Origin of the sequence: Mucilaginibacter sp. NFX135 (genome assembly GCF_048565145.1) — a bacterium.
Classification (GTDB): domain Bacteria; phylum Bacteroidota; class Bacteroidia; order Sphingobacteriales; family Sphingobacteriaceae; genus Mucilaginibacter.
Genome location: NZ_CP183412.1, coordinates 717,236 through 741,210 on the forward strand (window position 1 = coordinate 717,236; position 23,975 = coordinate 741,210).

A 23,975-nucleotide genomic window follows, 5' to 3' on the forward strand; every position below is an offset into this window, starting at 1 on the left:
ATATTGAAAATGGAAAATAAAATAGAAGAGTTAAAAACCCCCACGCAAGTAGCACCCCCTTCAGGGGGTGGGGAGGGCATTCACGTTTTTGCCCCGGCCACCGTTGCCAACGTGGTTTGCGGTTTTGACGTGCTGGGTTTTGCCGTTAATGAGCCCGGCGATGAAGTGATCATGCGTATGACCGGCAAACCGGGCATCACCATCAGCAAAATTACGGGCGATGACGGTCGCCTGCCGCTTGATCCCGCTAAGAATACAGTGAGCGTAAGCGTGCTGCATTATTTGCAGAGCATCGGTCGCACCGATGTTGGGCTGGATATAGAACTGCACAAAAAAATGCCGATAGGCAGCGGGCTGGGTTCAAGCTCGGCCAGTACAGTTGCGGGCTTATTTGCCATTAAAACCCTGCTGGGTGATGAATCTGATCCGATAAACCTGCTACCTTTTGCGATGAAAGGCGAGGAAATGGCTTGTGGTCAGGGCCATGCGGATAACGTTGCCCCTGCCCTGTTTGGCGGCTTTGTATTGATCCGCAGTTATGAACCGCTGGACGTGGTAAGATTGCCGCATCCCAAGAATCTTTACTGCGCCATCGTATTTCCGGATGTAGATGTACCTACCCGTGAAGCCCGCCAGATCATCCGTAAAAACATCCACATGAAGGATGCTGTGACCCAGTGGGGCAATATTGCCGGCCTGGTAAGCGGTTTATTTATGCAGGATATTGACCTGATAGGCCGCAGCATGAAAGATGTACTGGTTGAGCCCGTACGCTCCATGCTGATCCCCGATTTTTATAAGATGCGCGAAATAGCTATGGGCATGGGCGCGGTAAGCTTTGGCATTTCAGGCTCTGGTCCGTCGGTTTTTGCATTTACCAGGGACGAGGAAACAGCCACGCTCATTACCCAAAAATTGCAGCAACATTTAACGGGATTGAAAATTGGCTCAAACACCTATGTATCCACCATCAATGATGCCGGACCGAAGGTAATAGCGCGATTTTAAGTTAAAATCAAAAGTTAAAATTCAAAAGCACAATACCCCACACGTCATTGCGAGGAACGAAGCAATCCCCAATATACAGAGCGAATAAGCATGTCCTAAAGAGATTGCTTCGTTCCTCGCAATGACGCGCGGAGAAGAAATAAATCAAAAATGAAACTCTACAGTACCAACAACACCTTATCAGAAGTATCTTTTAAAGACGCGGTTTTTAACAGCATGCCGCAGGATAAAGGTTTATATATGCCTTATAGTATCCCTCGTTTGGATGCTGATTTTGTTAATAACCTGGATAAATACAGCCTGCCCGAGATTGCATTTAAAGTAGCGCAAAATCTCCTGGGCAATTCTATTCCGGAAGCTGATCTGAAAGCACTGATAGATGATGCCATCAACTTCCCTGCTCCCGTTGTAAAACTGGATGATAACGTGCATGTGCTGGAGCTTTTCCATGGCCCGTCATTGGCTTTTAAAGATTTTGGCGCCCGTTTCATGAGCCGGGTGATGAGCTATTTTTTAGAAGAAGGCGAAAAGCAACTGGATGTGCTGGTAGCTACCAGCGGCGATACCGGCGGCGCGGTAGCTTTGGGTTTTTTGGGTGTACCCAATACGCGGGTAACCATATTATATCCGCAAGGCAAAGTAAGCGGTGTGCAAGAGCAGCAATTAACTACCAACGGCCAAAACATCCGTGCGCTGGAAGTGGATGGTACCTTTGATGATTGCCAGGCCCTGGTGAAACAAGCTTTTACTGATGCCGAGCTGAATGCGAAATTCCGTTTAACATCGGCCAATTCCATCAATATAGCCCGGCTGGTACCGCAAACTTTTTACTATTTTAATGCTTACGCGCAGTTGTTAAGACAAGGTGTTAAAAAAGTGATCTTCTCGGTACCGAGCGGAAACTTTGGTAATATCGGAGCAGGTTTACTGGCCTGGAAAATGGGCTTGCCTGTCGAAAAATTTATTGCTGCAACCAATGCTAATGATACCGTTCCGGAGTTTTTAAAAACGGGTGTTTATCAGCCAAAACCATCGGTGGCTACCTTATCAAATGCTATGGATGTAGGTAACCCAAGTAATTGGGTACGCATTGCCGATCTGTTTAAAGATGACATGGACGAGTTAAAAAAGCTGGTTGTTGGCTTTAAATATAACGACGAAGAAACCCTAAAAGCCATTAACTGGGTATTTGATACTTATGGCTATGTGGTTTGCCCGCATACAGCTATAGCCTGGCAGGCGCTAACAGATTATCAGCATGATCATAGTAGCGTGGATACCGCCGGCGTATTTTTGTCGACCGCTCACCCCTGCAAGTTCCCAGATGTTTTCAGCGAAGCCATAAGCGCTAAGATCGAGATACCGGAACAGGTAAAAGAGCTGCAGCATAAAACAAAACTGGCTGTACCGCTGAGTAAGGATTTTGCGGATTTTAAGGCGTATTTGCTGGGTGCTGAGTAAGGATCTTCTAAAAAAAAGGCGTCATTGAGGAGGAACGACGTGGCAATCCCCAATATGTGGAGCGCCTCTGTAAGTCGGGGATTGCCACGCTGCGCTCGCAATGACGATCGTTAGTAAAACGCTCTATTCTATCATTTACAAAGCTCGTTAATCGAATCTTACTATATTTGATCAATGATTTTTAATGCAATGTTTAATAAAAAAACAATCTTACTATTCTGTTTAATCGCCCTGTCTTTCGCGGCGTGTAAACGTAATATAAAATTTGATCGTGAAAATTGGGACTATGGCGATGGGTTGGAATTTCCAAACAGGGATAAAATGCTGAATGACCTGCTAAAAAACTATAAACTCAAGGGCTTAAAGTACCAGGAAGTGATCCATCTGTTGCACCGTCCGCAGGTGAGCAATACCACCGAAATGGTATATGATATTGATGAGATAACCAAGAAAGGTAAAACTACTTATGTTAAAAAGCTGATCCTTTCCCTGAAAGATTCCGTAGTGACCGATGTTAAAGTTTACGAACATTCCGATAAAAAGAAATGATCGATACCATCATATTTGATCTGGGTGCGGTCTTGATCGACTGGAACCCGCACTACGTGTACCGTACCTTGTTTACCAACGAGCAGGAAATGAAAGATTTCCTGGCAACGATTTGTACATCCGACTGGAACGAGGAACAGGATGCCGGTCGATCCTTGCAGGAAGGAACGGATATACTGGTGGCCCAATACCCGCAGCACGAAGCCTATATCCGGGCGTTTTATGACCGCTGGGAAGAAATGCTGGGTGAGCCCTTTTACGATACGGTTGAGCTATTCAGAAGGCTAAAAACAAGTGGTAAATACAAAATATATGCGCTCACCAACTGGTCGGCTGAAACTTTCCCGGTGGCCTTGGCCCGGTATGATTTTTTAAGCTGGTTTGATGGTATTGTGGTATCAGGTGTCGAGAAGATGCGAAAGCCCGCACCGGAGTTTTACCAGATCCTGCTTGATCGTTACCATGTTGATCCGCAAAACGCCTTGTTCATCGATGATAATTACCGCAATATAGTAGCCGCCGAAAAAGCAGGCATTAAAAGTATACATTTTACTTCGGCCGGGCAGTTGGAAAAGGAATTGGAAGCGTTGGAGTTGTTGTAATGGATATAAAAGAATTGCGCTGTTCGAAGCCTCTGACTTAGAACGATTATGCCCGTAGTCTTCAGACTACCTGGTAGTTGTAAACTACAAGCATAATGATCCGAAGTCAAAGACTTCGGATAGCGGACATGTCAGTCTGAGCTTGTCGAAGACTCGCGCGCAGAGCCTACCCACCATGCTTCGACGGGCTCAGCATGGCACCATAAAAAAAACAAAAAAGGCTTTGGAAATCTCCAAAGCCTTTTTACATATACTGTCCACTATCGCGGATTAACCACCGTGCTGTTCCTCATGAATTTCTTCCTGGCGGAACAGTTTGGCGCTGAAATAATCGTTATTCATACGTGCGATGTTAGTCAGCTTAATTTCTTTAGGACATTCCGCTTCGCAGGCACCGGTATTGGTACAGCTACCAAAACCTTCTTCGTCCATCTGGGCTACCATAGATTGTACACGACGGTAACGCTCTGGCTGACCTTGAGGTAACAGGCCCAGTTGCGTAATCTTGGCCGATACAAAAAGCATAGCCGAAGCATTTTTACAGGCCGCAACACAGGCGCCGCAACCAATACAGGTAGCCGAGTTAAATGCCTCATCAGCAATAACCTTTGGTATCGCTATCGCATTACCATCAGGTACGCCGCCGGTATTTACAGATACATAACCACCGGCTTGCTGGATACGGTCGAACGCCGAACGGTCAACAGCTAAATCTTTTACGATAGGGAATGCCGAAGCGCGCCATGGCTCGATCGTAATGGTTTCGCCATCATGAAAAGTACGCATGTGCAGCTGGCAGGTTGTAATGCCTCTTTTGGGGCCATGCGGGTGGCCATTGATATATAGCGAACACATACCGCAAATACCTTCGCGGCAATCATGATCAAAGTTAATGGGCTCATCGCCTTTATGGGTCAAACTTTCGTTCACCACGTCAAGCATTTCCAGGAATGACATATCAGGCGAAATGTTTTCGGCCTTGTAGGTTACGAATTTGCCCGCGGTTTGCGCATTTTTTTGACGCCATACTTTAAGCGTCAGGTTCATATTTCCGTTACTCATCTTTTTTGAGATTTAGTATCAAGTAGCTAGTGTATATAGTATCAAGTAGTTAGTATCAAGTGTCAAGACTTTTGCCAAGTATCTTAACAGATGCAGCTGTCTTGATACTTGATACTAATTACTTGATACCTCTTAAGCGTAATTCCTTTGTGATAAATGTACCGATTCAAATACCAGCGGCTCTTTGTTCAGTACTTCTGGTTGGTTTTCGCCTTTAAATTCCCAGGCGGCAACAAATGCAAAGTTTTCATCATCACGTTTGGCTTCACCATCTGGTGTTTGCGACTCAACCCTGAAGTGGCCACCGCATGATTCCTCGCGCATTAAAGCGTCATCAACCATCAGTTCGCCCAGTTCAATAAAGTCGGCAATACGGCCTGCGCGCTCTAAAGAAGCGTTTACTTCTTCATTCTCACCGGTTACAATGGCATTTTTCCAGAAATCAGCCTTCAGCGCCTGGATCAGGCCTTTGGCTTTTTTCAAGCCTTCTTCGGTACGTGCCATACCGCAATATTCCCACATAATGTGGCCAAGCTCGCGATGATATTCGTTAACCGTTTTGGTGCCTTTTAAAGCTAATAACTTATTTACGTGCTCAATCACCTCTTTTTTGGTTTGATCAAAAGCAGGGTGACTGGTATCCACCTTTTTAGGGCCGATGGTAGCCAGGTAATCGCCAAGCGTATAAGGGATCACAAAGTAACCATCAGATAATCCCTGCATCAGTGCAGATGCACCCAGGCGGTTAGCGCCGTGGTCGCTGAAGTTACACTCGCCCAAGGCATATAGACCTGGTATGGTGGTCATCAGGTTATAATCAACCCACAGGCCGCCCATGGTATAGTGTACCGCAGGATAAATACGCATGGGTTGTTTGTATGGGTTCTCGTCGGTGATCTGTATGTACATATCAAACAAGTTACCATACTTAGCCTTAACGGTTTCTTCGCCAAGACGCTTAATGGCGTCGGCAAAGTCAAGGAATACGGCAAAACCAGAACCGCCAACACCGCGACCGTCTTCAACCATTTCTTTGGCGTTACGTGAAGCCACGTCGCGCGGGACAAGGTTACCGAAGGCCGGATATTTACGTTCCAGGAAATAATCGCGGTCGTCTTCTTTAATCTGATCGGCTTTCAGCGTGCCTTTGCGCAATTGCTCGGCAAGCTCAACCGTTTTTGGAGCCCAAACACGTCCGTCGTTACGCAGCGACTCAGACATCAGCGTTAATTTTGATTGATGGTCGCCGGTTACCGGGATACAGGTTGGGTGAATTTGGGTATAGCATGGGTTGCCAAAGAAAGCGCCGCGTTTGTGGGCCCTCCAGGCAGCTGTTACGTTTGAACCGATAGCGTTGGTCGACAGGTAGAACACGTTGCTGTAACCGCCTGTACATAACAATACCGCGTGACCTGCATGTGTTTCAATTTCGCCGGTAAGCATGTTACGGGTAACAATACCTTTGGCATGGCCATCAACCACAACCACATCCAGCATTTCGGTACGGGTATACATTTTTACTTTGCCGGCATGTATCTGGCGGTTTAATGCCGAGTATGCGCCTAATAGCAATTGTTGCCCGGTTTGGCCGCGGGCATAAAACGTACGCGATACCTGCGAACCACCGAATGAACGGTTATCCAGCAAGCCGCCGTATTCGCGGGCAAAAGGAACGCCCTGTGCCACGCACTGGTCAATAATATTTACAGATACCTCGGCCAGGCGGTAAACGTTTCCTTCACGGGCACGGTAATCGCCACCTTTAATGGTATCGTAGAATAAACGGTAAACGCTGTCGCCGTCGTTCTGATAGTTTTTTGCCGCGTTGATACCACCCTGCGCCGCAATAGAGTGCGCGCGGCGAGGGCTATCCTGAAAGCAAAAAGATTTTACGTTATAACCCAGCTCGGCTAATGAAGCCGCGGCCGATGCGCCCGCTAAACCGGTACCTACAATAATAATATCGTATTTGCGCTTGTTGGCAGGGTTAACCAGCTTCAGGTTAAATTTATGCTTGCTCCATTTTTCGGCTAATGGGCCTTGAGGAATTTTAGCATCTAAACTCATTTCTCGTATAATTTATATTAGTGAGTGGCTGATGTAACTCAACCATTTAACTTAATCAACTTAAATTACCCTCTGTGGGTTATATAGTAATACCACAACGGCATAAGTGCAAAACCTATGGGTATAATAACTGCGAAGAACCATGCGCCAATGCCGTATACTATAGGGGTATACTTACGATGTACCCATCCAAGGGTGCGGAAAGCGCTCTGGAAACCATGCAACAGGTGGAAGGATAACGCACCCATGGCAATTACATAGATCAATACATACCAGATGTTGCCAAAGGTGTGCGCCACGCGTGCATGCAGGTCTTTTACCCTTACTATCTCTACATTGTTTTCGGTAGAAACAGAGTGGTTGAAATCGGCAGATACAGGTGTATAGTCCGATACAGTAGTTTGGTCTGTAGCCAGGTCGGTGCGGTACTCCTTAAAGCCAACTTCATGGGTGTATTTGTATTTGAACCAGAAATCGCCCATATGTATCACGATAAATACAAGCAGGATTGAACCCAGCAGCCCCATGTTTTTTGATGACCAGCTGGCGTCTGATTTTGCTGCTATGGCGTAACCAACCGGACGCGCCTTACGGTTTTTTACCGTTAAGATAAGCGCGTATACTGCATGTACCGCTATCGACGCGTATAAGAGCCACGCGATAACCTCAATTGGTGGAAAATGTGTCAGGAAGTTTGCATACACATTAAAACCAAAACCATTATCGTCCTTAAACAACAGCAGGTTGCCCCCAAGGTGTACAATTAAAAAAGTACACAAAAACAAGCCTGTTAAAGCCATGATCAGCTTTTTTCCCAGTGATGAGTTAAAGGTTTGTTTGAATTCGCTCATTATGAAATAGATTTATTTTAGGCAAAAGTATTTATTATATGCCAAAAGATAGAAATGCTTTCGGCTTATTGGCGGTGAAAAGTCTATTTAGAATCAATCTAAGAAATTACATTCAAATTACACAGGAGGAGGAGAATCAGGAATTAAGAATCAAGAGGTAAGATAAGCTTCACCGGGCGGGGGATGTAAGAAAATGCGTCATTGCGAGGTACGAAGCAAAAGCCTCTCCCAACCCTCTCCAAAGGAGAGGGCTTTGAAAGTTTTTTTTGATCCCCCTTTGGGAGAAATTATTACATGAGGGCTTCGCCGTTTAGAGGAGACTTTTGCTTCGTGCCTCGCAGTGACGCGTGAAGAAAGTTTTACCCTTGTATAAGTTTGGTTAATTTCTAAATCTCGCTCCCACTCTCACATCCCACTCTATTGTCTAATCAATCGCCAGCACCTTGTCTTTCAAAACCGCGAAGATCCTGTCGGTTTTTTGATTGCGGATAGCCACCTTGCCGGTAAATTTACCAAATGAAGGCAATACGGCCTGTTTACTGCCGAAGGCAAAACAAGGCAATGTGATGGATTGCCTGCCGCGGCCGCTCAGATTAACGCCCGGATGTATATGTCCGCAAAACACGTAGCCCTCCGCGTTTTGCAGGTGCTCATCAACACATGGATGGTGCTGCATTAAAAATGGGTGCATCAGCAATTCGTCATGCAGTTCAATATCTAATTGCTGGTAGTGTTTGTCGGGTATAATATCATGGTTGCCCCGTACCAGGATGATCTGCAGGCTGGGGAACTGACTTCGCCACAGGATAAACCAGTCCCAGTCGTTATTCATATCGCTGTGGAAAAGATCGCCCAGGAACAGTAATTTTTGAGGCTGATATTCATGGATCAGGTCTGATAGCGTAGCCAGGTCGCTTTGCTCCATATCCCGTGGAATAGCAATGCCCGCTTTGCGGAAATGCCCCACCTTGCCCAAATGCACATCGGCAATAATGAGGGCTTTTTGCTGCTCCCAATAAATCGCTTTTTGAGGGAGTAACAGTAGGTTTTGCCCAAGTAAATTAAATGAAGTTGCCGCACTGATCATCATACAAAAGCAAAGTTAAAATTTATTTCCGACGATGTGTATCGACCCACGATGTCGCTGCGCTTGTCACTTCTTCCATCCGCCAGCTGGCCGAGATAGACCGGTGTGTCGGCTCTGCGATTTTCTCCCGTTGCCTGTGTCCTCACAGGCAACTCATGGTTCCCAAATATAAAAGCAAATCGCCTGTGAGGACACAGGCGATGGCGGGGACGCAAGGGGCCTGCGCTATTCCCCTCTTGAGAAAGTAAGTTAACCCATAAAATCTAAATGAGAACTAAAGAGTACCTGGAAGGCATGTTCACGATCAGGAGACTCCGCCGGAGTCCAATTTCTTTAAACTTTTCTATAAACAGGAGGCTTCTCTGAGGCCGAATGGCGGTCCGAGTACACCATTATAGTATAATCGCACTGCCAGCCCCGACGGGCAATGTCATTAAGTTAAAGAAAAACAGAAGTAGAAATAATATCGAATAATGAATTTCGAATGCCCAATGTTGAATGTTTTACTTCATTATTCGATATTGGATGTTCAGTGTTCGATATTAAAACTAACCTTAAATCACTAACTTAATGACATTGCCCGACGGAGCCACGTGTTTATAGCCCTAAAACGGCATGCTTTTTGGCTCTGTAGGCGCCTCCTGTTGAAATTTTAGATTGGCCTTTTATGGGTTAACTTAAACTTGAGAGAGGTGGAGGGGTGTGTTCCGTTGCTTTATAAGCAAACCCTTACTACTACACAACCCTATGCGCGCCCTCCCCAGGGGTTACCGTGCGTACACAAGTTGTTATGCTCCGTTAGGAGCTACCTGTTTGTAGCAGATCAAATCAAAAAACAAGATTGCTCCGTAGGTGCAACCTCTAATTAACAGATAATCGCATTTGTCATTATGGGTAACCTCTACGATCAATGTCATTATTTAAGGATGCTCCGTAGGAGTAAAAGCTTTGTAGAAAACAAACAACAATCATTAGCATGCCGTAGGTATGCAACCTGAGTACAGCACTACGGCACTGAATGGGAACCGGGTTTTTTCTACAAAGCTTTAACCCCTAAGGGGTTTGCAAATTTTTTAAATAATGACATTGCTCTACGAGGCAAAGAGTATAATTTTAAGTGCTACAAACAGGGAGCTTCTAACGGAGCATATTATCCTGTCGGTTGTTTTCAAGATGTGTCCACGCAGCAGCCCTCAAGAGGGAAATTGTATACCCCCAACCTTAATTTTTATTATTTAATGTTAAGCAATGTTAACAGAATGTACAGGCTGCTATTGATGTATTTACTTTTATCTTCATCAATCCATTAATCATGAAAAGGAAACTTAAAATAGTACTGGTCTTAATAACAATATCGTTAACAGGCATAGTTATCTTCCAAACTTATTGGAGCGTCAATGCTTATGGAATAAACAAAAAAAGCTTTGATGGCAATATAGACGTCGCCATGCAGCGTGCTATGGACCGGTGTAAAAAGGATTATTTTGATTCGATCAGGATGGTATTAATAAGAAGGCTTTCTGAACCAAGCAGTATCATTACCATCGATACTCCAGCAAGGGTAGAGCCGGAAATGTATAAAGATAACCCCGGCCTTAAACCCGATGCTAAAAATCCCTCGCATAATAAATTGTTAAAACAGTTCCATTTTACTGCGGGCAGCTCTTATATACATTCAGGAGCAGCACTAAGAGCTAAACAGGACAGTGTAAACCCTTTGCTTAATATCTGGCTCTCCTTTCATGGATCAATAAACAGTAACCCATTTGAAACCGATGCTGGCGTATATAATTATTACAGAGCAAAGATCAATCACAAGGCCACCGTTCCCGAAGTGATCACCGAGATGTCCTTTTATGTTCCTGCGTTAATGACACAGCTTACCACATTTTTAGGTATTGATGAGATCATGCGCCCCTCGCAAAAAGATGGCATATACGCATTGCCCGGGAACTATAAACAGGCAGATAGTTTAAAGCTAAGCCGGTATTTTACAGATGAATTGAAGAAAATGCATATCTATGCGCCCTTTAATTTAAGTTTAACCAGTAAGCCTGCCCCATCGCAAAAACCAAATGCCTATTATAGCGAAACGAATGAATATACCTATCAATACCATGGCTTTATATTGGTTTTAAACCATTACACCAGGCAAAAGGAATTCACTTTATACGCTCGCGCTGTTTTCCACAATCCGCAATATGTAGTCATCAAAGGGATGATGATCACTCTGCTATTGTCGGCACTGCTGGTATTGTTCACCATATTTTGCTTTTATTATATTATCAAAATAATCAATCAGCAAAAAGCACTGGGCCAATTGAAAGATGATTTTATCAACAACATGACGCATGAGTTAAAAACACCCATAGCCACTATTACTGTAGCCATTGAGGGCCTGCAAAAATTCAACGCCCTTAATGATCCCGAAAAAACACAGCGCTACCTGCAAACCTCCCGTAATGAACTGGTGAAACTAAACGGGTTGGTGAGCAAAGTGCTTGATGTAGCGGCTTTTGAACGCGATAAAATAACTTTACTGAAAGAGAAAATACAGATTGATGCCCTGATGAATGAGCTGATAGCCACGGAAAAAGCCAAAGCCGGTAAAACGGTTACCGTTACCTATAATAACAGGGATCGGGTTGAGCAGATTGTAGCTGATAAATTGCACTTTGGTAATGCCATATTGAATATTTTAGATAACGCAGTTAAATATTCCACCGAGCCGGCCGATATCAAGATAGAGGTATACCGGGATGGCAACATGATCGTTTTTTCGATAAGCGATAAGGGCATGGGCATCCCGGCGGCGCATCAGGAACGCATTTTTGAAAAATTTCACCGGGTACCTACCGGTAATGTGCACAATGTGAAAGGTACCGGGCTTGGTTTAAGCTATGTGAAGTATATTGCAGAAGCGCATGGCGGCCAGGTAACTGTGAAAAGCGAAGTGAATACAGGCAGCCAGTTTATACTATCAATACCTATACAACATGATTAAAATACGCTTGTTGCTGGCCGAAGATGAGCTGGCTCTGGCTCACATTGTACGCGAAAGCCTGGAAGAGAATGGTTTTGAAGTGATTCTTTGTGCCAATGGCGAACAGGCCCTGCAAAAATATAAAAATGATAATCCGGATATTTTAGTGCTGGATATTATGATGCCAAAAATGGATGGCTTTGAGGTGGCCCACCGGGTAAGGGAAACCGATAAAATAACACCGATCATATTTTTAACGGCTCGCTCGCAGCCTAAGGATGTGGTGGCCGGGTTTGAATCGGGCGCTAATGACTATTTAAAAAAGCCTTTCGCTGTGGAGGAATTGGTGATACGCATTAAAGTATTGCTGAGCGATAACCGCCTGCTCCGTACCAGCAAGCCTCCGGGCGAAAGCCATCAGATAGGCAGTATTACTTTTAACCCACTTAAAAATACGGTTCAGCAGGGCGTAAACCAATGGACTTTAACCAGCCGGGAGAGTGAGATATTAAGATTATTGTGTAAAAACCAACAGCAAATATTATCGCGAAAAAACCTGCTTGAAACCATTTGGGGCGATGACAGCTTTTTTAACGCCCGCAGCCTGGACGTATTCATCAGTAAACTCCGCACACATTTAAAAGCCGACCCCAATGTGCAGATCATTACTGTACGGGGGCATGGGTATAAATTGGTTTGGTGATGGAATCACAAGTGCCAGGAAGAAATCAAAAGATTGTCATTTCGACGAGGAACGAGGAGAAATCTTCTGCGATGTGCAATTAGATTTTATATACATTAGAAGATTTTTCATTACTGCTCAAGAGATAGTTTCTCTTTCGTACGGGGCCTAACTATATGACTTCCGATGTGCAAATATGATCGGGGGATACATGTTGAAAGCACACACGATACGTGGCTGTTGCGCAACGAGGCTTTAGACAGGCGATAATTTTATCCGGAATTGATTGGTGGCAGTTTTAATAGCGATAAGGTTAAATATCGCTTGAGGCTCTAATAAGCTTATTATCGCATCCCAAAAGTTCGTTCCTCCGTATTTGATCAACTTCTTAAGGTTATATGCGATTCCTGCCATTATCATACACTTATTAGCCAGTTTTATCCCAATTGTATTTACTTTTCGCATACCCAGGTATTCGATCAGGTTCCCAATGACAGGTTCAACGGTACTTTTCCGTATGGTCATCATCTGTTTACCGTAATCATCGTTCATGCGTTTGTGCATTTCCTCAAATAAAGGTTTAGTTATGGAACTGGTCAACATTTTATAGGTTGACTTACCAAGACATTTCATGCGAATAGGGCACTTTTTGCAATCGGACCGTTTGCTCATGTATGTCTTTGAAACGCCATGATGATTTTTGTAACCAATGAACTTTAATGTGTTTCCCTGACTGCATTTGTAAACATCATTTTCTGCATCGTATGCAAACCCATCACGTTCCTGTTTATAAGTTCCGGTATTGGGAATATAGCCGGTAATACCTCGTGAGATAAGGCTTTCCAGTACGGATGAACTACTGTAGTTGGCATCAGCAATGACTTCTTCTACCGTTAAGCCATATTCCTTTAGGTTATTATCTATCTTGTCAATTACCGCATCAAGGCATTGGCTATCTTTCTTATCTGCATGGAAAGCCCCGATACTGGTAATAATATAGCTGGAGGTATCAACGCTAAGCTGGCTAAGGTAATTTAGCTTCATTACTTTGCCCGGCTTTACGGACATCCTTGAATCAGGATCGGTTGTGCTGACGCGATTTGCATTAGTGCGCTTTTGAGGTTTAGGATCTTCGGGCTTATCGGATATTTGATCATCATTATTACCCTGTTTTGATTCCTCATCTTTTAACTGACTGGTAAAGGCCATAGCGTCTTCCATGATAGCCTTCTCCTTTATACTGTCCAAAGCCGCATTGGCCTTTACATATACACTATCAACGGCCTGCCTTTTACCGGTTAACATTCCTTTGTCGATGCATTGCTTTAATACTTGTTTGAATAGTTGGTTAAATACATCTTCATCATAAAGCTGACGGGTACGGCTTAAAGTAGAGTGCCAGGGCAATTCTTCGTCAATATCATAACCAATAAAATAGAGAATATCAAGGCGCATAGCGGCTGCATTAACAATACGCCGGTCACTTGGTTGATTTTCTAAGTAACCAACAAGCAACAGCTTAAAGAAAACAATCGGATCAATGCTTTTTTGTCCATCTTTCCCGTAATACTTCGAGGTAGCAGAATATAAGAACTGTAAATCCAGTGTTTCCTTAAGTTTACGATATATATTGTCCACAGGAACACGGTCGGACAGTTGAAAATTAGTAAAGAGCTTCTCTTGATAATGCTTCTTTCCTTGCATGACATTAAGATACTAAAAACCAACATCTTGCCATAATTATTGTGTAAATAAATGATGCGTTGCGCAACAGCCACGATACGCGTGCGCCAGCAGGAAGCATTAAAGGCTTCTGAGACATTAGATGTCCTTTTTATTGAGTGGGTATAGAAAAAGACTTGCCTTTTCGTCCCATATTTATTGTATGATCAATCGAAAGTTTTTATTTTCAACAATGGATGATAAATACACTGTTTTTTTTGATGAGGTAAAAAAAATCATATTAGGTTTAGGCATTGAAACCAGGAAGGACGTAGAAGGATGCACAAAGAATGAGATTATAGAGATAGAAAGCAAGTTTGGTAAACTCCCACTTGCTTACAAAGCATATCTGAAAAGTTTTGGACGGAATTTTTTGTTTTCATTTTTTGATGGTGAACAATTTTCATACGATGACTATGACGATATAAGCGAATTTGTGAGCGATACGTTTGAGCGTGAAAATTTTGAGATAACAAGGCCATTCATGCCGATATCACATTATCGATATGATTATTTTCGTTTTATCTATTTAGATGAAATTCAAAATGAGAATCCTAAAGTTTGGATATATGTTCCGTATGCCCAGAAAGATGAAGAAAATCCTCAAACTACAGGGAATAGATTTACAGATATAATTCTTTCTTTTTTCAGAGGGACACTCATGAACCATACTGCAAGTTTTCATTGGGTAAGTCCTGATGAAAAAAGTATGAATGAAAATATAGTTCAAGATAGATACAAAGATTGGGCCCGCAAAATAATTAGTGTAATTGACTATATTAATGCAGTAGCCAATATAAACTCTTCTTCAACCGAAAATGAGTTTGTAAAGGACATTCATAAAACATTGCAATCCTATTTTGAACTTCAGGAAGAAAGTATCAAAAAACTTGCAAAGGGTGAGTCTTAGTTATTTTTTTTCCTCAGGCTCTCTTGAAAGGGCTCCTTTCATCAAGGAAAAGTAACTGGCCCTACCGCGGCCAAGAGCGGGTATACGCCATACATGCCCTTCCTATTCATCAATTCCGAAAAGGATTTTCATCAACCTGTTACACAAACGATCCATCAACCGTAATAATTAAAAAACCAAATTTATGAAAACCCCTGTCTTTTTAATTTTACTGTCCGCTACACTAAGTTTTACTGCGTGTACTAAAAATAAAGTAACTCCACTTTCTAAAAAATTAGATGGAAGCTATACCGGGGCATTTACCTCTTCTGGTCCCGGCTCAATTAATACAACAGCTAATGTTATTATTTCCGGTAAAGCCTACCAGGGATCATTGAATACCACCTTCGGCGTTTTAAGCCGGGGCAGTTATGTAGTTAATAATAATCAAATAACTTTTACCGACAGTACAGTACATACCGCCAATTTTAACTGGGGCCTGCTGCTTAACGGGATCTATACCGCAACAACTAAAGGCGATAGCTTGATCCTGGTGAAAAAAGGCACGGATTATACCTACCGGTTAAAAAGACAGTAGTTTGTTTTTACAAGGTTTAAGTTATCGATCAGACGCGATACGGAGTATTATCATGAAGGCCTTGTTGGGTTCATTTACGGCGCTTCGGCACCAGCGACGTCGACTCACCCCGACTACGCTACGCTGGTCGACCCTCTCTTCGCCTTTGGCGGAAAGAGGGTAGGGAAATAAAAAAAGAGTCTCCCAAACCCCTCTTTGCGGCGCAGCCGGAGAGAGGGTGCCCGAGCGAAGCAATGGGCGGGTGAGTCGATGCCGCCAGACAAATTACAACGTATCCCATTGTAATCCCCGAATATTTTTTATACATTTAAGTACATCATTCCGCGGCCCTGCTTACTTTGAAAAACGTAAGCAGGGCTGTTTGGTTAAATAGCAAAAACGACTCAAAGATCAACTGTTTGGTATGTTGTTATTTGAATATCAATCCTGTAAATCTTTTTAAATCATATAGATCCTGTTCAGAATTTGTTAAAAAGTGTTAAAATCGATGGTTTTGAATAAGTTTCGAACAGTTTTTAACCGGTTTTTGCCCTCATTTCGAACAAAAAAGTGTTAAAACAGAGCTTTAAAAAGTTTTTACGAAGGATAGGCAGTTTGAATTTTATAAGATTGATTTTTGCCGGACAAGGGAAAGGCGGAAGTCAAACATTGTATACTCGGTAACAAAATCCGAAATCAAATATCCGACATCCGAAATATTCACGGCTTTCTTATTACTTTTACGTCAACCAATACGGTTTACATGAGTAATACCTTTAACCGACCAATCCGTGTTTTAGTTGCCAAAGTAGGTCTTGACGGGCACGACCGCGGCGCACGTATTATTGCTACCTCTCTGCGTGATGCCGGGATGGAAGTAATTTATACCGGCCTGCGCCAAACCCCCGAAATGGTGGTTAACACCGCCTTACAAGAGGATGTGGACGCCATTGGCATATCCATATTATCGGGCGCGCACATGACGGTTTTTCCGCGCATCATTAAATTGCTGCAGGAAAAAGAGATGGATGATGTGCTGCTTACCGGCGGGGGTATTATCCCGCACGAAGATATGGTAGCGCTGAAACAATCGGGCGTGGGTGAACTTTTTCCACCCGGAACCAGTACGCAGGACATTGTAGCTTATATTACAGAATGGGTGCACCAGCACCGTAATTTTTAAATGAAACAATCCTATGGAATTTCAAAATCTGCTGATAGAAAATAAAGAGCGCATACAATACATCATCATTAACCGCGAAAGCAAGCTCAACGCGCTCAACAGGGAAACCCTGATGGAATTGCATGTGGCTTTTGCCGATGCTTTTAAGAACCCCGCTGTTGGTGGTATTATTATTACCGGAACAGGGGCCAAGGCGTTTGTGGCCGGCGCCGATATCAGCGAATTTGCCAACCTGAATGTTGATGAAGGTACGGCCCTTGCCCGCAAAGGACAAATAGAAGTATTTAACCTGATTGCCAATGGCAATAAACCCGTAATAGCCGCCATTAACGGGTTTGCACTGGGAGGTGGTTTGGAATTGGCGATGGCCTGTCATATTCGCATAGCTTCCGAAACCGCGAAGATGGGACTGCCCGAAGTAACCCTTGGTTTAATACCCGGCTACGGTGGTACACAGCGCCTGGCGCAGCTTATTGGAAAAGGCAAGGCGCTGGAGATGATACTGACAGCCGATATGATCACCGCTGTTGAGGCTCATCAGTACGGCCTGGTTACCCATGTGGTTTGCCCCGAAGATCTGTTGATCAAAGCCGAAGAGTTACTGCAAAAGATATTACAGCGTGCTCCGCTGGCCCTTGCAGCCGCTATAAACTCCGTAAATGCCGGGTTTACCGATGGTGTGGATGGTTATAGTATCGAGATAGCGCAGTTTGGAAAATGCTTTGGTACCAAAGATTTTAAAGAAGGTGTTAACGCCTTTTTAGAAAAACGCAAAGCCGCGTTTAAGGGAGAGTGACCTGCTTACCTGTTGTGTTAAGATTTTGTTAATAACATTCCCGATTGGTGCTCTTTGATCAAGGGTTGATACTGCCTCCTATCACCCAAAAACTAAAACCAGCTAAAAGCACGCAGAAAACAGGCTTTTTACCGGGCGAAAAGCTATGTTAATTCCATGTTAATTTGACACAAACAGGTGTGTAAACTTTCAATTTGACAATGGTCTGACCAAGATACCCGAATGGTCAAAAAATAAATCATTGTTAATCAATCGATTAAATATTCATGACTTTTGGATGAAAAATCATATATGATTCTGTGCTTTACTTTGCATTGTGTTTAAAAAACATATATCAAAAACACACAATTGTTATGAAAAATACATTTAAAATTTCGGCCCTTGTTTTAGCATTTGCAGGATTTGCATTTGGCGCTAAAGCACAAACAACTACCCCAACTACTACTTCTACATCAACCACCGCTAAAGACGGTATCCGTTACAGCATTGGTGTTGACGCAGGTATCCCATTGGGTAACTTTAAAGATAACTACAAATGGAATTTAGGTGGTTCGGTACAAGCGGACATCCCGGTTATTTCAAACCAGTTATTTGTTACTGTTAACGCAGGTTATAACAACATATTTGGTAAAAAAGATATCGGTGGTGTTGCTGGTTTTGATCAAACAGATTTTCACCTGATCCCTGTAAAAGCTGGTTTAAAATACTTTGTTATTCCAAACTTTTATGTTCAAGGTGAAGCAGGTGCAGCATTTTTGTTAAACAAAAAAGATGTTGGCGCTAACAAGTCAACCGCGTTTGTTTATGCTCCGCAGGTAGGTGTTCAATTCCCTGTTAGCGCAAACGGTAACTTTATTGACGCTGGTATCCGTTACGAAGCAACTACAAAATATGCTACTGGTATTGACCAAAGCAAAGTAAGCTTCTTAGGTATCCGTGTAGCATACGGCTTCTAATATGGCCCTACATGTACCTAATTAACAAAAAGGGAGGTCAATCGGCCTCCCTTTTTGTTTGCGTCTTTTTTGTGTTTAAAGGGCCATTTTTAAATAAAGCTCCATAAATTAGCAACATTGTTTGTAACTTAAACGCGTTTAATACATTTACCGTTATCAGTATTGCTCTTATGAAGAAAATCCTCATCATTGATGATGAAGTTAATGTGGCTTTATTGCTATCTAAATTTTTAACCCGCAATGGCTTTGATGTGAGTACCGCCTCCAGTGGTACAAGCGGCATGGAAGCCCTTAAAAATGACGAATTTAGCCTGGTGCTATGTGATTTCAGGCTGGAAGATACCGATGGCCGCGAAATGCTCAGGAATATCAAAACCCAATATCCTAAAACCGGGGTTATTATTATTACGGGCTACTCGGATATTAAAATGGCGGTTGAGCTGATCAAAATGGGTGCTTATGATTATATCACCAAGCCCTTATATCCCGACGAAATATTAAATACTATTAATAAGGCTGTTGAAACGCATTATGCCCTGGTTGAAGATACCGGGAGCGACAATAATGTAGTTGCTGAAAAGTCAAAAAGCCGCGATAATAAAAAATTGGTGTTTGCCAGCGAATTTGTTGCCGGCAGCAGCAAATCATCCAAAGAGCTGCAGCGTCAGATAGAGTTGGTGGCGCCCACCAATTACAGCGTAATTATATTGGGCGAAAGCGGCACGGGTAAAGAGTCGGTGGCTAAAAGCATACATTTGAACAGCCATCGGCATAATCAGCCTTTTATCGCAATGGACTGCGGTTCATTAACCAAAGAGCTGGCAGCCAGCGAATTCTTTGGACACGAAAAGGGCTCATTCACCGGCGCGCTGTATACAAAAATAGGGCACTTTGAAATGGCCAACGGCGGCACCTTGTTTTTGGACGAGGTAGGCAACCTCTCCTATGAGATACAGGCGGCCTTGCTGCGTACCGTTCAGGAACGCAAAGTTAAAAGGATCGGCAGCACTAAAGAGATCGATCTGGATGTGCGCATTATTATAGCTACTAATGAGAGCCTGCAGGATGGTATATTAAAAGGCAGGTTCAGGGAAGACTTGTACCACCGCTTTAATGAATTTACCATATATATGCCGCCCTTGCGCGAGCGTGGCGGCGATATTATGCTGCTGGCCGAACATTTTTTGAAAATAGCCAACAATGAGCTCGGTCGTAATGTAACTACGTTTGCACCCGAAGTGATCGATTGTTTTATGAACTACAGGTGGCCCGGCAATATCCGCGAGCTGAAAAATGTGATCAGGCGGGCAGCCTTGCTGGCCGAGGACAATGAGATCACGATGAAAGCGTTGCCGCTGGAGATCTCCAATTTTAAAGTACCATCGTTTGAACAGGCCTACAACCAAGTAAGCGAAGCGCCCGAAGTAAAGGAACCACGGCATGACCTCAAAAACGCGGCCCTCGAAGCCGAATATGAAACCATTATTAAAGTTTTAAGGGAGGTGAATTTTAATAAAACAAAGGCGGCCGAAATATTAAATATCGATCGTAAAACGTTGTATAATAAGATGAAGGCCATCAACCTTAAATAAAATGGAAGATCAACAGGCAAGAAGCAGCGATGATAACCTGCGTAAGCTAAAACATGATATTAAAAATCAACTCTCCAATATTCACCTGGCATTGGAACAGCTGAAATATGAGATACCTGATCTTTCTGACGATTGTTTATTTTACCTGGATACTATTTTAACAAGTTCAACCCAGATAAACAATTTGCTAAACGCTGAGTAGTATCAAGTAGTTAGTATCAAGTATCAAGATTTTTGTAAATTGACACTAAATGCCGGATGCTATAATTATCAAGCATTATCAAAAACAATTTTATCAGGAATCTGTAACTAAGGTCGTGATACTTGATACTAACTACTTGATACTAAATGTCAATTTTTAATTATAAGCAACGCAATAACATTATCCTGGTAAGTATCATTATACTGGGTTGTTTTTTGCTGTATGCGTTAAGCGGTTTATTCAGTTCCATATTGGGAGCCATTGTGCTGTTTACCATTTTCAGGCCGGTGTACCTGTACTTTGTTGAAAAAAAAGGCTGGAACCGGGTGGCGGTGGCTTTGCTTATCATATTTACATCACTTATAGTTATCGTTATTCCCTTCCTGTTGCTTAGTATCATGGTGGTGGGTAAAATATCCAGCATCGATATTAAATCCCTGCCCATTGAACAATGGACATCCAAGATCGATGCCTTTGCGGCAACTAATCTTAATCAGCCCCGTTTTGCCGAAAATACGCTTCAAAAACTTGGCTCATTTGGTACCGAACTTTTTCCGTCGATATTAAGCAGCGCGGCCAATATCATTATTACCTTATTGGTTCTGTACTTTTTGCTGTATTTCATGTTAACGCAAATCCGTGAATTTGAGGCAGGTTTATTAAAATATGCCCCATTTCGTGAACAGCATGCTCTGAAATTTGCATCGGCCCTACGCGATTCTACCTATTCAAACGTTTTAGGACAAGGAATAATTGCCGTAATACAAGGAACGCTGCTGGCCATAGGCTTTTACGCGTTTGGGATACCCGATGCTGTGTTTTGGGGCGTAATAGGCGCTTTTATATCCTTTTTGCCTGTGGTTGGCGCACCAACGCTTTCTATACCTGCCAGTATTTTACTATTTGCGCAGGGACATACGCTAAAAGGGGTTTTATTGCTCATTTACGGCTTACTGGTGATAGGCAATATTGATAATGTTTTACGCATGATCATCAATAAGCGTATAGCCAATACGCACCCTATTATTTCGGTTATAGGGGTGTTTATAGGATTACCGCTTTTTGGTATACTGGGTTTGGTTTTTGGTCCGGTATTATTGTCATATTTTTTATTGTTGCTGGAGATATACGAAACCAACAGGATGGCTGCCGACAGATTGGAACGGATACATACAATGCCCGAAAATTAGCAGGGCAAATTGAATACTTTTGTGAACATTGCCCAGGGCATATTGGGAGTTAAAAAAATAAATTATACAGAAATTTCAGAAAAAATGACCGATCTGTAATATTTGGCAGGATATTTAATCTATATATTGCGGTTCGAGGATCGAGGTGCGAGGATCGTGTGTCGAATGTGAGTATCCCGGTACTGGCAACACGAAACTCGGAACAGACAACACGGACCTGAAAAAAACAAATGTTCAACTTAAAATTATATTACAATGAATGATAACACAAAAGTAGTTGTTGCATTGCTTGCAGGTTTGGCAGCAGGAGCAGCCCTGGGAATTTTATTTGCACCAGATAAAGGTAACGAAACACGCGACAAGCTTACCGAATCATTAAAAAACCTGGGCGAATCAATAAAAGATACCGCAGCAGCTGAGATCGATAACCTGGTAGGTTTTAAAGATAAGGTGGTTGAAAATATAAAATCAAAGATCAGAGGGGCCGAAGAAGAGTATCAGGACGATCTGGAACATGCTTAATTAGGGACTAAAGATTTTTGGAGCAAGGAATAAGGAACAAGGATTTATAGATCGGTTTTTCTTGGTCCTTGTTCCTTGCTCCAAAAATCCTTGCTCCTTATAAATTGTCCGATTATATAAATTACATCTATGGAAGCTAAAAAAGAAACACCACCACCACTACCTCCCATTGTTGATCAGCTGAAGGAATATGCCGAAACGCGTTTTAAGCTTTTGAAATACGAGGCTATTGAAGGTGGAACTTCAATTTTAGCCAGTATGATCACCGATGCCATTACTGCTATCAGTATGGTACTGGCCTTTATGTTCGCCAGTCTTACTTTGGCTTTTTACCTGGCTTATTTGTTAGATTCCAATTGGGAGGGCTTTGGCTGTGTAGCGCTTATTTATTTAATAATCGCTATTGTTATCAAGCTCAATAAAGAGCGTATTGAAAAGCCGCTGATCAACCTTTTCATACAAAAACTATTTAAAAAATAAAGCATGGACGTTTCAATAAAAAACATCAGTGATTTGCAGGAAGAGATTGCAAGGATACGCGTTATTGAAGCCCGCCAGGGCGAAGAACTGGCCAAGCGCTTTAACAGTCCTTCGGCCATATTTGGCAGTATTATGTCTTTGCTAAATGCTGGTAACAGAGATGGAGATGATCAGCCCAGTATTTTTAACCAGGATTTTTTTGGTCTGCTGTCCAGAATCGTATTACCGGTAACCCTGAATAAAACGCTGTTTAAACGCTCCAATATTTTAGTTAAAACATTAGTAGGTTTGGTATCGCAAAAAGCCTCCAATTATATTAGCGGCGATTCGATACATGGCTTGTGGGATAAAATAAAATCTGCGGCCCTTTCTGTTATTAAAAGTAAGCCAGAAACTACACATAAAGGAGGGATGCCCAATGTGCCGCCGCCGGTGGTGATGTAGTTTTTCTAAGTCTTAAGTCTGAAGTAGAAAGACATAAGTAATTGATATAGAGACGCATATTTTGCGTCTTTTTTAGTTTATCACAGGTAATATTAATCGGCTCTACCTTGCAGAAGATATAATTTTTGAGAAAACGAAAAAAATGACCTTATGACTTGCGGCTAAGGGCTATAGACTTGATATTTGCACTTTATTTAAAAAAGTGGGAAAAGATAAAATTAGACGCTTTGCTGAAATTGACACTTTTAGCAATGTATTACAATTAGATGCCGGTAAACCTTTTAAAGGCGAATGGAGTAAGGGTTTTTTTAAGAACGATAAGCCGGTAGTGTTGGAGCTGGCCTGCGGTAAGGGCGAATACACCGTGAACCTGGCCACGTTATTTCCTGATAAAAACTTTATTGGTATTGATTATAAGGGCAACCGCATTTGGCGAGGCGCCAAAACCGCGCTGGAAGAGAATGTGCCGAATGTGGCCTTTTTGCGCATCCAGATAGAAAATTTACTTGATTACTACGCTCCCGGCGAAGTGGATGAGATCTGGATAACCTTCCCCGATCCACAGCCCCAATTGAGCCGTGAAAAAAAACGCCTCACCTCTCCCCGCTTTTTGGATAAATATATCGAAATATTAAAACCAGGCGGCTGTGTAAATTTAAAAACCGACAATGATGGCCTGCATGCGTACACTGCCGAAAAGATTGAAGATCTGAAACTCAAGCTCCATATCCGAACTGAAGATCTGTATCATTCGCCTTATGCCGATGAGGTACTATCCATTAAAACCTATTACGAAAAAAAATATTTAAAGGATAATAAGAACATTAACTACCTTAAGTTTTCGTTTGCATAATGGGACTTGGGGACCGTGGGATTATAAGACTGTAGGATAAAGAACCAATTCAGGCGTTTGCGAGGTACGAAGCAAAAGCCTCACCCAACCCTCTCCAAAGGAGAGGGCTTTAAATTACTTTTAGAGGGGGCTTTTACTTTGTATCTCGCAATGACGTAGCTCTTGAGTTTATAAACAATATCTTAGCTTTAAGCTTTCTGCTTTCGACTTTAAGCTT

The 23,975-nt window shown here is 42.7% G+C and carries 23 protein-coding genes; 18 read left to right on the forward strand and 5 right to left on the reverse strand.

Annotation, left to right across the window (positions count from 1 at the left end):
• Window positions 1-9: 9 nt before the first annotated feature.
• The 4 genes from ACNURT_RS03155 to ACNURT_RS03170 all read left to right on the forward strand — a co-directional run bounded on the left by ACNURT_RS03155 (window position 10) and on the right by ACNURT_RS03170 (window position 3,620).
• A complete protein-coding gene (locus ACNURT_RS03155; RefSeq protein ID WP_419700512.1) occupies window positions 10-1,008 on the forward strand; it encodes a homoserine kinase in 999 nt (332 codons plus the stop codon).
• Window positions 1,009-1,158: 150 nt separating this feature from the next.
• Window positions 1,159-2,469 carry a threonine synthase gene (thrC, locus tag ACNURT_RS03160; protein WP_419700513.1) on the forward strand — a complete coding sequence of 437 codons (1,311 nt, stop codon included), beginning with the start codon at window positions 1,159-1,161 and terminating at the stop codon, window positions 2,467-2,469.
• A gap of 189 nt (window positions 2,470-2,658) precedes the next feature.
• The gene (locus tag ACNURT_RS03165; protein ID WP_419700514.1) at window positions 2,659-3,018 is read left to right on the forward strand and encodes a hypothetical protein; all 360 of its coding nucleotides are present in this window, start codon (window positions 2,659-2,661) and stop codon (window positions 3,016-3,018) included.
• Window positions 3,015-3,620 (forward strand): HAD family hydrolase, encoded by a 606-nt coding sequence (locus tag ACNURT_RS03170; RefSeq protein ID WP_419700515.1) that lies wholly within the window; start codon window positions 3,015-3,017, stop codon window positions 3,618-3,620. The genes ACNURT_RS03165 and ACNURT_RS03170 overlap by 4 nt, the downstream gene beginning before the upstream one ends.
• A gap of 270 nt (window positions 3,621-3,890) precedes the next feature.
• Here the strand turns inward: ACNURT_RS03170 and ACNURT_RS03175 are convergent, their stop codons facing one another.
• From ACNURT_RS03175 to pdeM, 4 genes are all read right to left on the reverse strand, one after another.
• Window positions 3,891-4,682, reverse strand: coding sequence for a succinate dehydrogenase/fumarate reductase iron-sulfur subunit (locus ACNURT_RS03175; protein WP_419700516.1), 792 nt, complete (start codon window positions 4,680-4,682; stop codon window positions 3,891-3,893).
• Window positions 4,683-4,814: 132 nt separating this feature from the next.
• Window positions 4,815-6,749, reverse strand: coding sequence for a fumarate reductase/succinate dehydrogenase flavoprotein subunit (locus ACNURT_RS03180; RefSeq protein WP_419700517.1), 1,935 nt, complete (start codon window positions 6,747-6,749; stop codon window positions 4,815-4,817).
• A 65-nt stretch (window positions 6,750-6,814) separates the two neighbouring features.
• Complete coding sequence (locus ACNURT_RS03185) at window positions 6,815-7,600, reverse strand: succinate dehydrogenase cytochrome b subunit (protein WP_419700518.1); 786 nt, start codon at window positions 7,598-7,600, stop codon at window positions 6,815-6,817.
• Window positions 7,601-8,024: 424 nt separating this feature from the next.
• A complete protein-coding gene (gene pdeM, locus ACNURT_RS03190) occupies window positions 8,025-8,690 on the reverse strand; it encodes a ligase-associated DNA damage response endonuclease PdeM (RefSeq protein WP_419700519.1) in 666 nt (221 codons plus the stop codon).
• Window positions 8,691-9,999: 1,309 nt separating this feature from the next.
• On the opposite strand from pdeM, the gene ACNURT_RS03195 reads away from it, so the two are divergent.
• Both ACNURT_RS03195 and ACNURT_RS03200 read left to right on the forward strand, forming a co-directional pair.
• The gene (locus tag ACNURT_RS03195; protein WP_419700520.1) at window positions 10,000-11,691 is read left to right on the forward strand and encodes a sensor histidine kinase; all 1,692 of its coding nucleotides are present in this window, start codon (window positions 10,000-10,002) and stop codon (window positions 11,689-11,691) included.
• Window positions 11,684-12,373, forward strand: coding sequence for a response regulator transcription factor (locus ACNURT_RS03200; RefSeq protein ID WP_419700521.1), 690 nt, complete (start codon window positions 11,684-11,686; stop codon window positions 12,371-12,373). Before ACNURT_RS03195 ends, ACNURT_RS03200 begins: the two co-directional genes overlap by 8 nt.
• A 234-nt stretch (window positions 12,374-12,607) precedes the next feature.
• Here the strand turns inward: ACNURT_RS03200 and ACNURT_RS03205 are convergent, their stop codons facing one another.
• Window positions 12,608-14,056 (reverse strand): IS1182 family transposase, encoded by a 1,449-nt coding sequence (locus tag ACNURT_RS03205; protein WP_419698974.1) that lies wholly within the window; start codon window positions 14,054-14,056, stop codon window positions 12,608-12,610.
• A gap of 211 nt (window positions 14,057-14,267) precedes the next feature.
• Between ACNURT_RS03205 and ACNURT_RS03210 the strand changes: the two genes are divergently transcribed.
• From ACNURT_RS03210 to trmB, 12 genes are all read left to right on the forward strand, one after another.
• Window positions 14,268-14,984 (forward strand): SMI1/KNR4 family protein, encoded by a 717-nt coding sequence (locus tag ACNURT_RS03210; protein ID WP_419700522.1) that lies wholly within the window; start codon window positions 14,268-14,270, stop codon window positions 14,982-14,984.
• Window positions 14,985-15,168: 184 nt separating this feature from the next.
• Window positions 15,169-15,561, forward strand: coding sequence for a hypothetical protein (locus ACNURT_RS03215; RefSeq protein WP_419700523.1), 393 nt, complete (start codon window positions 15,169-15,171; stop codon window positions 15,559-15,561).
• A 742-nt stretch (window positions 15,562-16,303) separates the two neighbouring features.
• Entirely contained in the window at window positions 16,304-16,723 is a 420-nt protein-coding gene (locus ACNURT_RS03220) for a cobalamin B12-binding domain-containing protein (RefSeq protein WP_370999312.1), read from the forward strand.
• A gap of 13 nt (window positions 16,724-16,736) precedes the next feature.
• Window positions 16,737-17,519: an enoyl-CoA hydratase/isomerase family protein gene (locus ACNURT_RS03225; protein WP_419700524.1), complete on the forward strand. Its 783-nt coding sequence runs from the start codon at window positions 16,737-16,739 to the stop codon at window positions 17,517-17,519.
• 353 nt (window positions 17,520-17,872) lie between these two features.
• Window positions 17,873-18,475, forward strand: coding sequence for a hypothetical protein (locus tag ACNURT_RS03230; RefSeq protein WP_419700525.1), 603 nt, complete (start codon window positions 17,873-17,875; stop codon window positions 18,473-18,475).
• Between the two features lie 170 nt (window positions 18,476-18,645).
• Entirely contained in the window at window positions 18,646-20,067 is a 1,422-nt protein-coding gene (locus tag ACNURT_RS03235) for a sigma-54-dependent transcriptional regulator (RefSeq protein ID WP_419700526.1), read from the forward strand.
• 1 nt (window position 20,068) lies between these two features.
• On the forward strand, window positions 20,069-20,269 hold the full coding sequence (locus tag ACNURT_RS03240; protein WP_419700527.1) for a hypothetical protein: 201 nt from the start codon (window positions 20,069-20,071) through the stop codon (window positions 20,267-20,269).
• A gap of 146 nt (window positions 20,270-20,415) precedes the next feature.
• Complete coding sequence (locus ACNURT_RS03245; RefSeq protein WP_370999307.1) at window positions 20,416-21,459, forward strand: AI-2E family transporter; 1,044 nt, start codon at window positions 20,416-20,418, stop codon at window positions 21,457-21,459.
• A 255-nt stretch (window positions 21,460-21,714) separates the two neighbouring features.
• The gene (locus tag ACNURT_RS03250; protein ID WP_172334398.1) at window positions 21,715-21,981 is read left to right on the forward strand and encodes a YtxH domain-containing protein; all 267 of its coding nucleotides are present in this window, start codon (window positions 21,715-21,717) and stop codon (window positions 21,979-21,981) included.
• Window positions 21,982-22,110: 129 nt separating this feature from the next.
• The gene (locus tag ACNURT_RS03255) at window positions 22,111-22,461 is read left to right on the forward strand and encodes a phage holin family protein (protein WP_370999306.1); all 351 of its coding nucleotides are present in this window, start codon (window positions 22,111-22,113) and stop codon (window positions 22,459-22,461) included.
• 3 nt (window positions 22,462-22,464) lie between these two features.
• Complete coding sequence (locus ACNURT_RS03260) at window positions 22,465-22,905, forward strand: hypothetical protein (protein WP_419700528.1); 441 nt, start codon at window positions 22,465-22,467, stop codon at window positions 22,903-22,905.
• A 202-nt stretch (window positions 22,906-23,107) separates the two neighbouring features.
• A complete protein-coding gene (trmB, locus tag ACNURT_RS03265) occupies window positions 23,108-23,758 on the forward strand; it encodes a tRNA (guanosine(46)-N7)-methyltransferase TrmB (protein WP_419700529.1) in 651 nt (216 codons plus the stop codon).
• The last annotated feature ends 217 nt before the right edge of the window (window positions 23,759-23,975 follow it).